Annotated in this window: 13 protein-coding genes; 8 read left to right on the top strand and 5 right to left on the bottom strand. The window is 65.7% G+C overall.

Annotated elements, in window-relative coordinates; genetic code table 11:
- The first annotated feature begins 34 nt into the window (after positions 1-34).
- Positions 35-2,122 (top strand): DUF8728 domain-containing protein, encoded by a 2,088-nt coding sequence (locus tag HFP15_RS19125; RefSeq protein ID WP_168517506.1) that lies wholly within the window; start codon positions 35-37, stop codon positions 2,120-2,122.
- Here HFP15_RS19125 and HFP15_RS19130 read toward each other — a convergent pair whose 3' ends face one another.
- From HFP15_RS19130 to HFP15_RS19150, 5 genes are all read right to left on the bottom strand, one after another.
- Positions 2,123-2,374 carry a hypothetical protein gene (locus HFP15_RS19130; protein ID WP_246271851.1) on the bottom strand — a complete coding sequence of 84 codons (252 nt, stop codon included), beginning with the start codon at positions 2,372-2,374 and terminating at the stop codon, positions 2,123-2,125.
- Positions 2,375-2,455: 81 nt separating this feature from the next.
- Entirely contained in the window at positions 2,456-3,199 is a 744-nt protein-coding gene (locus tag HFP15_RS19135; RefSeq protein WP_168517508.1) for an esterase/lipase family protein, read from the bottom strand.
- Between the two features lie 95 nt (positions 3,200-3,294).
- Positions 3,295-4,677 carry a helix-turn-helix domain-containing protein gene (locus tag HFP15_RS19140; RefSeq protein ID WP_168517510.1) on the bottom strand — a complete coding sequence of 461 codons (1,383 nt, stop codon included), beginning with the start codon at positions 4,675-4,677 and terminating at the stop codon, positions 3,295-3,297.
- 108 nt (positions 4,678-4,785) lie between these two features.
- Positions 4,786-5,196 (bottom strand): hypothetical protein, encoded by a 411-nt coding sequence (locus HFP15_RS19145; RefSeq protein WP_168517512.1) that lies wholly within the window; start codon positions 5,194-5,196, stop codon positions 4,786-4,788.
- A gap of 283 nt (positions 5,197-5,479) precedes the next feature.
- Positions 5,480-6,868, bottom strand: coding sequence for an MFS transporter (locus HFP15_RS19150; RefSeq protein ID WP_168517514.1), 1,389 nt, complete (start codon positions 6,866-6,868; stop codon positions 5,480-5,482).
- Between the two features lie 435 nt (positions 6,869-7,303).
- On the opposite strand from HFP15_RS19150, the gene HFP15_RS19155 reads away from it, so the two are divergent.
- From HFP15_RS19155 to HFP15_RS19185, 7 genes are all read left to right on the top strand, one after another.
- Positions 7,304-7,771: an FAS1-like dehydratase domain-containing protein gene (locus tag HFP15_RS19155; protein ID WP_168517516.1), complete on the top strand. Its 468-nt coding sequence runs from the start codon at positions 7,304-7,306 to the stop codon at positions 7,769-7,771.
- A gap of 8 nt (positions 7,772-7,779) precedes the next feature.
- Entirely contained in the window at positions 7,780-8,223 is a 444-nt protein-coding gene (locus HFP15_RS19160) for an FAS1-like dehydratase domain-containing protein (RefSeq protein WP_168517519.1), read from the top strand.
- Entirely contained in the window at positions 8,220-9,197 is a 978-nt protein-coding gene (locus HFP15_RS19165) for a thiamine pyrophosphate-dependent dehydrogenase E1 component subunit alpha (RefSeq protein WP_168517521.1), read from the top strand. The genes HFP15_RS19160 and HFP15_RS19165 overlap by 4 nt, the downstream gene beginning before the upstream one ends.
- A gap of 7 nt (positions 9,198-9,204) precedes the next feature.
- Entirely contained in the window at positions 9,205-10,224 is a 1,020-nt protein-coding gene (locus HFP15_RS19170) for an alpha-ketoacid dehydrogenase subunit beta (protein ID WP_168517523.1), read from the top strand.
- Complete coding sequence (locus tag HFP15_RS19175; protein ID WP_168517525.1) at positions 10,191-10,424, top strand: biotin/lipoyl-containing protein; 234 nt, start codon at positions 10,191-10,193, stop codon at positions 10,422-10,424. The genes HFP15_RS19170 and HFP15_RS19175 overlap by 34 nt, the downstream gene beginning before the upstream one ends.
- A gap of 108 nt (positions 10,425-10,532) precedes the next feature.
- The gene (locus HFP15_RS19180; protein WP_168517527.1) at positions 10,533-11,531 is read left to right on the top strand and encodes a 3-oxoacyl-ACP synthase III family protein; all 999 of its coding nucleotides are present in this window, start codon (positions 10,533-10,535) and stop codon (positions 11,529-11,531) included.
- Entirely contained in the window at positions 11,531-12,403 is an 873-nt protein-coding gene (locus HFP15_RS19185; protein WP_168517529.1) for a 3-hydroxybutyryl-CoA dehydrogenase, read from the top strand. The genes HFP15_RS19180 and HFP15_RS19185 overlap by 1 nt, the downstream gene beginning before the upstream one ends.

Here is a 12,403-nt window from a genome sequence, read left to right on the forward strand (position 1 = left end):
CCTCGCGTGCAAGCGCTGCACTACATTGGCCTTGATGACAGCATGGCCGTCGGTGATGACCAGAGTCCGGGCCGGCTCCACCGGCGGCGCCCGCCGCCTCGACCCTGTCGCATGGTCGATCGCTGGGCTCGCGGTGGTGGCCGGGCTCGCGTTCCTCGGGGTCAACCTGGCCTACAACGGCGGCAGGCTCGTCGCTCCGCTCGACGATGTCTACATTCACCTGCAGTACGGGAGCCAGATCGGCCTCGGGCACTTCTTCCAGTACAACACCGGCGACCAGGTCTCGACCGGCGCGAGCAGCCTGCTGTACGCGCTGATCCTCGGTGCCGCCTCCGCGGTCGGCTTCACCGGCAACGGGTTGCTCGGCTTCGCGGTCGGATTCGGCATCGCGTGTTTCGCCGCGACCGCCGGGCTGACCTGCGTGCTCGGCACCCGTGTCGTGGCCCGGCCGGTGGGGATCTGGGCAGGGCTGCTCGTGGCGGTGAGCGGGCCGTTACTCTGGGGCTCGTCGAGCGGCATGGAAGTCGGCCTCGTCATGCTGCTGGTCGTCGCGATGCTCCTGACGTTCCGGTCGGTGAGCGGGCCGTTCATGGGTGTGCTGCTGGCGCTGTCTCGTCCCGAGGGACTGATTTTCGCGGCAGCGTTGACGTTCGCGGCGGTGTGGGTGCACCGGCGTCGCCCGCTTCGCGCCGTCCTGTCGCTGCTGCCGCTGGTGGCCGGTGCCGCGCAGTTGGTGTTCTACCGCATCGCGACGGGCAGCTTCTCCGCGAACGGGATCCAGGCGAAGTCCTTTTTCGACGACCGGCCGGTGTTCTACTTCAGTAGCTTCCTGGATCGGACGGCGGCGAACCTGCACGGTTTCCTCGGCACGTTCCTCGCGTTCACCGAGCAGGACTACGCGTTCCCGGGCGCACTCGTCGTGTTCCTCGTCGGCGTGCTCTTCGTGATCTTCAGCCGCCCGCCGGCGCGGCCCATGGTGATCGCCACCGGGATCGGCCTCGCCTGCGTGCTCGTGTCGGTGTCCACTTTGAACACCGCGTTGATCCACGAACTCCGCTATATCCAGCCGTTCATGCCGGTCTTCATCCTGTTCGCGGTCGCCGGCGTGTACGCGGCGACGCGCGTCGTCGCCCAGCCGCGAGCCCGGCGGCTCGCCCTGCACGCCGCGCTGGCCGTCGCGCTGGCGTTCTCGCTGGTGTCCGTTCCCACCTGGGCCGCCCGCTTCGGCCGCGACGCGGCGACGATCCGGGACACGGACGTGTCCGTGGCGTTGTGGCTCAAGGAACACATCCCGGGCAACGCGGTCGTGGCGGTGAAGGACGTCGGTGCGGTGGCCTATCTGAGCGGTCATCGCGTCGTTGACGTGATCGGGCTGGCGACCAACGGCCTGGCCGAGGCGGCGAACAACGGGCCGGGCGCGGTGTACGAGGCGCTTCGCCACCTGCCGCCCGCTCAGCGTCCCACGTATTTCGCGGTCTACAACACGGTTCCCGGACCGGACATGACGACCTTGCGCGACGCGGGAGTCCTTGCCGAGCCGCCACTGCAGACCTTCACGGTGCAGGCGCCACCCGACTTGACCGGTGAGCGCATCGTGCCGTTCACCGAACTGAACGTCTACCGCGCGGATTGGAGCGTCGCCGACAAGGGCGACCAGCAGCCGGTGCCCGGTTCGGTGCGCGACTACGTCAACGTCGGCGATCTCAAGGACGAGAAGGCGCATGACTACCAGCCGCATCAGGCTCAGGACGGGACGCAGCCGTGGACCGCGGTGGCCCATCTCGACGGGGTGGTGGACAGCGGCCGGGACATCGTCGGGGGCGAGTCCTTCACCGTTCGCGGCCTGACCCCGGGCCGGCAGGCGACGCTCACGGCGCGCACTGCCGTCACGGCTCCCACCGAAGCCACGAACACGACGCCGCTCATGCAGGTGCTCGTCAACGGAGTGCCGGTCAGCACGTGGAATCGTCCTCACCGCGCAGGTGCCTGGTCGACCTACACGTTCACGATGCCCGCGTCGGCGGTCACCTCGGACACGGCCCGCATCGACGTGGTCCCGCGCACGCCGCTGCTGAACCCGTACCCGGTTTACACGTCGTTCGGCTACTGGGTGAGCCAGTGATCATGCCGCTTCGCGCGGCTCGTCGACCAGCGCGCGACCGGCAGCGGTGAGCCGCACCGGCACGCGGTGCCCCACCGCACCCGGACGTGCGGGACAAATGAGGCCGGCGTGTGCGAGCGAACGTGCCGTCATCTGGTCGCAACAGGCGAGCCCATCGATGAACACGTCGGGTTCGCAGCTGCACGTGATCTCCGCGCGCCCGCTCGCGACGGCTCGCAAAATCGCCATGGCGCGTGACGAAATGTTCTTCATCGGGTGACCACCTCCGGCCAGTTCGCCGTGGCCGGGACGGGACGGTCACTAACGTGTCGACTGTCTTCTGTTGTCGTGCGTTCACGCCGACCGTGGCGCCGGGACGTCGGGCTCCCCGGTCGTCTCCGCAGGTGTGAACAGAGTGCAGATCTGTGCGATGACCTCGGTGTGCGCGGCGATGGCGAGGTGGCCCGCCCCGCGCACGAGGACGTTGCGCACCAGCAGGTCGGGATGGTCGATCAGCGCGTTGCGGGTGGGCAGGACCAGCTCGTCACTGTCGCCGGCGAACGCCACGAACTTCGTGCCGCAGCTCTGGGCGGGCTCGCTGAGTTCGAGCAGCAGTTCGCTGCCCGGCCGCAGCTGGCGGATCACCGGCAGCGGCGAGGGCAGGCGCGCCGCGATCGTGCCACCGTGGGGTGTCGCGATCGAGACGAGAGTGCCGACCCTGGCGTGCCCCGCCAGGCGCTGCACGTAGTAGCGCGCGACGAGCCCGCCGAGGCTGTGCCCGACGACGTCGACCGAGTCCGATCCGGTGACCGCGCAGAGCTCCTCGACCTGGTCCGCCAGGCGTTCCGCGGCGGTGCGCACGTCGTCGAGCCAGCTGTAGCCAAAGGACACGACGGGCCCCGCGCCGCAGGTCTCGAGGGCCTGTTTGAGCTCTGTGAAGATCGAAGTGTTGTCCGCGAGGCCCGGCAGGACCACGAGCGGGCGCCCGTGTCCGGGCGCCCGCCCGGCGGCGGCCCACTGGCGGCCGATGCTCGACGGGTACCGCACCAGGTGGGTCAGCACGCTGGCGATTTCGTTGGCCATGGTTCGCAGTGTCATTACCACGCACCTCCGCTGTGAGGTGATCGCCTCGGATGCAGAGTAGACGTGGGGTACGACATTTTTGTTTCGCCGCCGTCGGTATCAGTTGTGTGTCAACTGAATAACCCGAGCTTGGGCAGCGCCTCCGTGGCCGCGGCGAGCAGCGACCGCACGGTGCCCAGATAGGTCTGCGCTTCGGCGGGCGTCGCGTGGCTGTCCCGGCTTGTCGGCATGTCCAATTCCCGCGCGCGCCGGCGCAGAAGTTCGATCTGCGAGAACTGGTGTCCGAATTGGGCGGTGACGGCCGTGCCCACCACGTATTCCGGGGCCGAGGCCGAGGCACGGAGTCCCTGTTGCGCCAGCAACGCGGAGCCGATGAGGTTGGCGGCCTGCGCGAGCAGGACGAACGCGGAATCGGGCGAGACCTCGGCGAGCGGCTCCGCGGACGTGATGTGCTTCGCGGCCAGATCGAGGAAGGGGCGGCTGCTGGAGGCGGGCCCGTTGAACAGCTCCAGCTGACCGGTGCGCAGCATCTGCCGGATGACGTCGAGTCCGTCGAGCTCCATGCCGGCGATCTGCGGCACGGTGCGGGGCCGGATCGGGGCCACCTCGACGACCGGATGCCCGGGGCGCTGCCGCGGAATCTGCAGCGTGTCGAGGTCGGGCTCCAGCGGTACGACGGAGAAGGTCACGGGGCGGCGGAGGCGTTGTTCGACGCGCCGAGCCGCGGTCGTGAGCGCGCGGTTGTCGAGCGTCTTGCCTACCGGCGCCGCGATGAGCACCTCGATGCTGTCCGGTGCGGGCCCGCCGATGCCGGCGAACCGGTCGGCCCAGACTCCACCCAGCACGATGCGCACCACGCCGGGGACGCAGCCGAATTCCTCCGCGATGACCTGTGGCACGCCGTAGGTCATGCGCATCAGATCGGTCAGCGGCCCGACCAACGGCCCGCGGTTGCCGGCGGCGCGCATGAGCCGGATCGTGCCCTCGCGGCGGCTGGTGAGGATGCCGGCGCGTTCGAGGAGTTTGTTCTCCTTGTCAACGGAGGCAAGTGATGCGCCGGCGTGCTCGGCCAGCTCGGTCAGGCTGAACGAGCGGTCGGGGTTGAGCAACGTGGCGGCGAGAATCCCGGCCTGGACGCGCGACCGGAATACCGGCAGCAGCGCCGGCGTGCCCTGCGCGCGGCGGGTCGGCCCCGGCGAAGCGGGCGCGTTGTCGGTGACGACCGCGTGTCCCAGCCGGCTGCGCCGCCTGGCTGCGGCGGCCGCGACGTCGAGCTGGTCCTTGGGGACCTGCAGGATGACGGAGAGCCATTGGCGCGTGCCCTGCCGGGGGATCTGGTGACCGCGTTCCCAGCGAGCCACCAGGTCACGGGTGATGGTCGGCCGTCCGGAAAGCGTGGCCAGCTCCCGGGCCAGCGAGTACTGGCTGAGCTGCCGCTGCCGCCGAGCGGCCCGGATCACCTGCGAGATCGGCTGATTGAGGTCAACTTCCATGATGAGTCATAGCTCCCTGTTTCACCCTTGGGAGCTTCGACGTTAACCCTCATGAGACCGACCGGTCCGTCCGCTTCGCGCACGCCTTTGACGATTTCGCGCACGCGGTCACAGCTGCCCGCGCAGCCGCGCCGTGGCCCGGACGGCGGCCACGATCGCGGCGAGACTGGGCAACCAGCGCTGCTTCACGTCGGGCGCGACGACCCACCGCGCGGCGCCACCTTGGGCCGTCATCGGCACGGGAAGCGTTGTGCCACAACCCAGGAGCCGGACGTCGGCGGGAAGCTCCGCGGGATTGACCACAAGCCCGTTCGCATCGGCGAGAAACACCCACGTGCCCATCTCGGGTTCGAGCACAGGGCCCGCGAGGTCGTGCCGTTGGAGATAGCCGAGCACGGCCCCTCCTTCGGCGGGCGGTGTCGCGAGCCCGACCATGTTGTGCCCGAGCACGAGGTGCGGAATCTTCTCCCGGTCGGCCACCGTCCAACCGAAATGCAGGCGATATGCCGTTGACAGCATGGTCCTCCTTGGCGGCATCGGTCGTGATTGTTGAAGCACCGAGGGGTGATTTACGGGCGGCGTAGCTGTTGTGATAGTCGCAAGTCTTTCCTGAAAAAGGCGACATCGACCACGCGTTGGAATGCTGAGATGCCGTGAAGAGGTTCCGCTTCACTATATGCGACGGAAGGGGAACCGTGAATACGCCGACTGTTGCGCTTTGGCCTCGCGTCGAACAGCAGCGGGGAGGGCGCCCACGGCCAGCCCTAAGCCGGTCATCGCGCACGCGCGCTTACGATAACTATTACGCGGGTCGGCCCCGCAAAAGAAGGCCTATCGTGACTGCTCCGACAATGAGCAGACCTGCGGCGTATATCGCTGCTACCGCGTAGCCGTGTGCGATCGCCGCTGCGGATTCGGGATTGGCAGTGGCGTCTGTCACGTCGAGCGCAATCGTAGTCAACAATGCGGTACCCAGCGAGGCGCCCATCATGTTCGACGTCTGAAACAACGCTGACGCGACCCCGCTGTCATGTGCTGCGACGCCCCCGACCGCGGAATCCATCACCGCGGGTAGGGCGAGCCCGGCGCCGAATCCAAGGAGCAGTTCAGCAGGCAGGATCAGAGTCCAAAAAGACGATTCGGGTGTCAGCTGAGTAAGGAGGATCATCCCGCAAGCGGCGACGAGGAGCCTGAGCGCGAGCACTTGCCCCAGGCTGGCTCGCCGCACGAGACGACGTGAGAAAGCGCTGATACCCGCGAGGTTGGCCCCCACCATGGGGACAAAAGCCAGTCCGGTCAGAAGGGGCGGATATCCCATAATGCGCTGGAACTGATAGGTGAGGAACACCCAGACCCCGAACATGCCAAATGCAAGTACCACGGTAGCCAGGTAGCTGCTGACGCGGCTCCGGCTCGAGAAGATCGTCAACGGCACTAATGGGCGGTTAACGGTGATTTGTCGCAGCACAAATCCCAACAGCAGGACCAGGGCGACGCAGAATGCGCCCATGACATAGACAGACGACCACCCTCGGGTAACCGTTTCCGACAGCGCATAGACGAGCGCAATCATGCCGCCGGTACAGCCGAGCGCACTCCAGCTGTCGAGTCGCGTTGTTCGTTTCCCCGCAGGATTGGGCCAAAAGAGGAAGCCGACGATGCCGACGACGATCGCGAGTGGAAGCTTGATGAACATGCACCACCGCCAACCCAGAAACTGGGTCAGCGCGCCCCCGAGGAGCAGGCCCGCAACGCCGCCGGACATGACGACTGTACCGAAGACGGCTAGCGCGTTGGAGCGCTCGCGACCGTGGGGGAACGTAATGGCGAGAAGTGACAGCGCGGCGGGAGCGAGGAGGGCTGCAAACATGCCTTGACCGGCACGCGCGAAGACCATCATAAGGGGATTGCTTGCCGCGCCGGCTACGGCGGAGGCCAGCGCGAATCCGCAAAGCCCGGTCAGCAGGGTCCGGCGGTGCCCGAAGCGATCACTCACCCTGCCGCCCAGCAACAGGAGCCCGCCGAAGGTCAAGGTGTAGGCGCTTACCATCCATTGCTTGTTGGCCTCGGACATGCCCAAATCTCGTTGCGCCGAGGGCATGGCCACGTTTATGACGGTCACATCGATGATGATCAACAACTGTGCCAGCGTGATGGCGGCCAGTACCCAGCCCTTGCGGGTGCGACTCATGGTTGCTTGTGGGAGGGACATCGACAACTTTCGACTCATGAGAGCGTGATCAGCAGCACCAAGGCTGGGCGGTCATGGCGCGCACTCGTCCGGGCGATCGCCCACGTGAGGCGTTTCCCGGATGCACCGCCGTTCCTGTCGTGCGGTGGCTTCTCTGCAACGTCGCCTTCGACGTTAACGGCAAGATGACCTTCTGCCTGTCCGCTTCGCGCACGGTTTTGGTCCCTTCGCGAAGGATCCCGGTGTGATCACTTGGAAGCGACGTCAGCAGCGAGGCGTTCCGATACACCCGTTTCACCACTTGACATAGGACACCCGCGATGTGAGGCTAATGTTGACCTTGCGCGTCCCTAGCCTGCCCGATTCTTGTGTCGCTGCCGCACGTCGACGTCCGCGCCTGGCGGCTGTCTGGAGAATGATACGATGCGCCTTGGTTTGGACGAGCACTACGAGCGGCTGCGCGCCGAAATCGGCAAAGAACATTCCGAGCTGATAGGCCCATTAAGTCGGCGTGATATGCATCGTTTCGCCATCGCATCGAACGCGCCGTCCCTGGATGGAGACGAAAGCGCGTCCGCGAGTGCTCCACCGCTATTCCTCAGCTCGGTCATGGGCTGGGGCGACGGTCCGCCCGAGTCTGAGCTCGGCGCCGACGGAGCCGGCCTGAGCGAGACCCGCGGGATCCCGCTGGAAGGCGTGCGGCTCATGGGAGCAGGGCAGACACTGCAGTTCCATCAACCGGTTGTCGAGAGCACCGTGGTCTTCTCCCACGCCAGCCTCGCGGATGTTCAGCTCAAGGAGGGCCGGAGCGGGAAGCTGCTGCTGATGCGCATCTTGCGCCGTTTCACTGACGAAGAGGGCACTGCACTGGTGACCTGTGAAGAATCGTTTATCGCGCGGTGAGGTGACCTATGGCAGACGTACAGTCAGATCAGGAAACGATCACGGTTGGCACCGAGATCACGCCATACGATGTACGCCCGAGCACAACCCAGCTCTTTCGTTTCAGTGCCGCGACGTGGAACGCGCACCGAATCCACTACGACCAGGAATACGCCCGGTCGGAGGGGTACCCGAACGTGCTGGTGCAGTCTCATCTGCACGGATGCTTCCTCAGCAATGCGGTACTGGAATGGGCCGGAGACAACGCGACGCTGCGCGAGTTCCGATGGCAGAACCGCCGCCTCGCTGTTGCGGGCGACCACCTCACGGTGACGGGTACGGTCACGGCCGTCTACGACGAGCCGGGGACGCGCGTCGTGGAGGTCGAACTCGAGGAACACAACCAGCGGGGTGAGCTCTGTGCTCCCGGTCGGGCGGTGCTGGCCCTGCCGGACGACGCAGGTGACCGATGACGCAAATTGAAACAACAGCACCAGCCACCGAGCTCACGAAGCGGCTGTATCGGACGATGTGCCTGATCCGGAACTTCGAACTGGCGGCCTCGCGTGCGCTCGCCTCAGGAGAGTTGAGCGGCTTCCTCCATCTCTCGATCGGGCAGGAAGCAATCGCCGCAGGCGTCTGCGATGTCCTTACCGACAAGGACTACATCACGACGACTCATCGGGGACATGGTCACTGCATCGCGAAGGGTGCCCGGATCGATCGCATGATGGCGGAGATCTTCGGCCGTGCCACGGGCTACTGTGGTGGTCGCTCCGGCTCGATGCACGTCGCGGACCCCGCCAGGGGAATCCTCGGGGCGAACGCGATAGTCGGGGCCTGTATTCCAATCGCGCTCGGCGGGGCTTTCGCAGCGAATGTTCTCGGGCAGACCAACGTCGCCGTAGCCTTCTTCGGGGACGGCGCGGTCGCCGAAGGAACCTTCCACGAGTCCCTCAACCTCGCGGCGCTGTGGCGACTGCCGGTGGTCTTCGTGTGCGAGAACAACCTCTATGCCGAGATGACGCCGATAGACGTGCATCTGAGCAACAAAACGGTCGCGGCGTTCGCCGACGCTTACGGCATTCCGGGCGAAACAATCGATGGCAACGACGTACTGGCAGTACATGATGCGGCGGCGCGCGCTGTCGATCGAGCCCGTGCCGGGCACGGACCGTCCCTGCTGGAGTTCCGGACGTACCGCTGGCGCGGACACTTCGAAGGCGATGCGCAGCGATACCGGTCGGCCGACGAGGTCGCCGCGTGGCGCGAACGCGACCCCCTGCGGCTCCTGTCTGCCGTCACCGATCAGGAACTCACCGACGAATTGAGTCGCATCGCCAAGGACTGCGAGCAGGAGGTAGAGCGAGCCGTCGAATGGGCGAAGGCACAACCACAGCCAGAGGCCGGCTCCTTGATCGAACACGTGTACACCGCGGGGGCCTGACCACAACATGACTGAAACCAAGTACTGGCGGGCCATCAACACGGCATTGGCCGAGGAAATGCGTCGCGACGAGCGAGTCGTCCTGATCGGCCAAGACGTCGCATCCCCAGGAGGTCCATTCGGCGCGACCAAAGGCCTCATGAAGGAGTTCGGACCCAACAGGGTGCGTGACACGCCGATCAGTGAGGGAGCAGTGGTCGGGGCGGCCGTCGGAGCCGCCATGGCCGGCCTTCGCCCCGTCGTCGAAGTCATGTTCTTCGACTTCATCACGCTCGCGCTGGACCAGCTGGTGAACCAGGCCGCGAAGATGGCATACATGTCCATGGGGCACTACTCCGTGCCTCTGACGCTCCGCACGATGTGCGGCGCTGGTCTCGGCGCCGGACCCCAGCACTCGCAGAACCTCGAGGCGTGGCTGGCCGCGGTCCCCGGACTCAAAGTCGTGTCGCCGGGGACGCCGGCAGAGGCGAAGGGACTGCTCAAGGCGGCGATTCGCGACCCAGATCCCGTGGTCGTCATCGAAAGCGCGAGCCTTTGGTCGATGAAGGGCGAGGTGATCGACGATGCCGAGGCCGTCCTGCCCATGGGCAGGGCCGCGGTGCGGCGCGAGGGAAGCGACGTCACCCTCGTGTGCTGGGGCTCATCGGTCCCCGGTGCCTTGGAAGCCGCGCAGATCTTGGCCGAGCAGGGAGTTGAGGTGGAGGTGATCGACCTTCGGACCTTGAACCCCCTCGAAAAGGAATGTGTGGTTCGTTCGGTGCGGAAGACGGGGCGACTGGTGGTGTGCCAGAACGCCGTGACAACCTGCTCGATCGGGTCCGATCTCATCCGCATCGTCGCGACCGCCGCGCACCGATCGCTCCGTGTCGCGCCCGAGCTGGTCGCACCACCGTTTGCCCCGGTGCCCTTCCCGCCCGGGCTCGAACGAGCCTACTTCCCGCAACAACATGACGTCGTGGCAGCAGTTCATCGCGCACTAACGGAGGAGCCGACGTGGCCGAGATCGTCGTACCCAAGTGGGGTCTGACCATCGAAGAGGTGACCTTGCTCGAGTGGCTCAAGGAGGTCGGTGAGCACGTCGAGGTGGACGAGCCGATCGCGTCCGTGGAAACTGACAAGGTCACGCAGGACATCGTGAGCCAAGTTTCCGGCACCATTGTTGAAATCCTGGCCAAGGAAGGCGACGAACTGCAGATCGGACAGTCGATCGCCCGTGTGGAATCGTGACAGCCCGGCCCTGACCCGGTGAACTTCATCCCCTAGTTGCCGCCTGCGTCGCGCGGGGAGCCTTGAAGGCAAGCAAACTCCGAACTGCCTTCATGGAGGTCCGCGATCGTGTCGCAGGCGTCAATAGGAATCCTGGGAACAGGGTCTTACCTGCCAGAACGGGTGATCACGAACGAGGAGATCGCCTCGCGGGTAGGGACCACTGTCGAGTGGATCGAGCGAAAAACGCAGATCCGGACCCGCCGTTACGCCGCTCCGAGCGAAGCGACCTCCGATCTTGGCGCGCGGGCTGGTATTGAGGCGATCAAGCAGGCTGGCATATCCGCGGACCAGATCGACTACATCATCGTCTCGACGTCCACTCCTGATTCGCCACAGCCTCCTACGGCCAACCTGATCCAGCACGAGCTGCAAGCCCACAATGCCGCGTGTTTCGATGTCAACGCGGTCTGCAGTGGTTTCATCTACGCCCTGGCCTTGGCGCAGGGGTTGCTCACCCGGCGTCCCGATCGTCTCGCACTGGTGATCGCTTCGGACGTCTATTCCAGATCTCTGGACTTCGACGAGCGTCGAACCGCCGTGCTTCTTGGGGACGGCGCCGGTGCCGCGATCGTCGGCGGGATGCCACCGCCATACGGGATCATCGATTTCACGTTGCTCAGTGATGGCGACGCGCACGAGCTCATTCGAGTCGATGCGGGAGGAAGCCGGAAACCGGCGTCGCACGAGACCGTGGATTCCGGCGGCCACTTCTTCACCATGCGAGGTCGTGAGGTGCGCGACTTCGTGTTGGAGCGGGTACCTCCTGCGCTGGACGACCTGCTCGCCGCCGGGAACGTGCCGCGGAATGCGGTCGACCACATCGTGCCGCACCAGCCCAACGGGAATCTCTTGGACGACTTGCAGGAGAAACTCGGCCTCCGGCACGCGATCGTGCACCGGACCGTAGTCGACTACGGCAATGTCGGTAGCGCATCCGTTCCTCTCACGCTCGATGTGGCGAACCGTACCGGCGCTTTTCGCGACGGCCAACTCGTTCTGCTTGCGAGTTTCGGCGGCGGTATGGCTATCGGGGCATCACTTCTTCGCTGGATGAGGTGTGGCTGATGGGATCCGCGTCGGAACCTGTCAAGCGTGTTGGGATCGTCGGTTGTGGACAAATGGGGACGGGGATCGCGGAGATGACCGCGCGTGCGGGCTTCGAAGTAGTCGTCGTCACGTCGTCCCGCGAGTCGGCGCAGCGTGGAGCCAAACGAATCGCGACATCGCTGGATCGCGCCGTGCGCAACGGGAAGCTCGCCGACGACGATCGGGACGCCGCGCTGTCACGCATCACGACGACGACCGACCTTCTCGGTCTCGCCGAGTGCCAGCTCGCCATCGAGGCTGTTCGCGAAGACGAGTCACTGAAGTTGCGGGTCCTGGGCGAGATTGACAAAGCCATCGAGAATCCTGACGTGGTCCTGGCCACCGGCACCTCGTCGATTCCGATCGTCCGTCTCGGTCGCGCAACGGAACGTCCTGAGCAAGTGATCGGCCTGCATTTCTTCAACCCGGTGCAGGTCATGCCTCTAGTCGAGCTCATTCCGTCGTTGCTGACGAGTCAGGTGGCCTACGACCGCACGCTCGAGTTCACTGCAGTACTCCGGAAACAGGTCGTCAGATCGCCCGACCGCTCCGGGTTCATGGTGAACGCGCTGCTGATCCCGTACCTCCTGGCCGCCATACGGATGCTCGAATCTGGCTTCGCTTCGGCCGACGACATCGACACGGCGATGGAGCTCGGTTGCGCTCATCCGATGGGGCCGTTGAAGCTGACGGACCTGATCGGACTCGACATCATTCTCGCCGTCTCCGAGGCACTCCACGCCGAGTTCCGAGAGCCGCACTACTCGCCGCCGCCACTCCTCATGCGCATGGTCGATGCGGGCTTGCTCGGAAAGAAGGTCGGCCGTGGTTTCCACCAGTACACGCGATAG

Origin of the sequence: Amycolatopsis acididurans (genome assembly GCF_012328925.1) — a bacterium.
Lineage (GTDB): Bacteria > Actinomycetota > Actinomycetes > Mycobacteriales > Pseudonocardiaceae > Amycolatopsis_E > Amycolatopsis_E acididurans.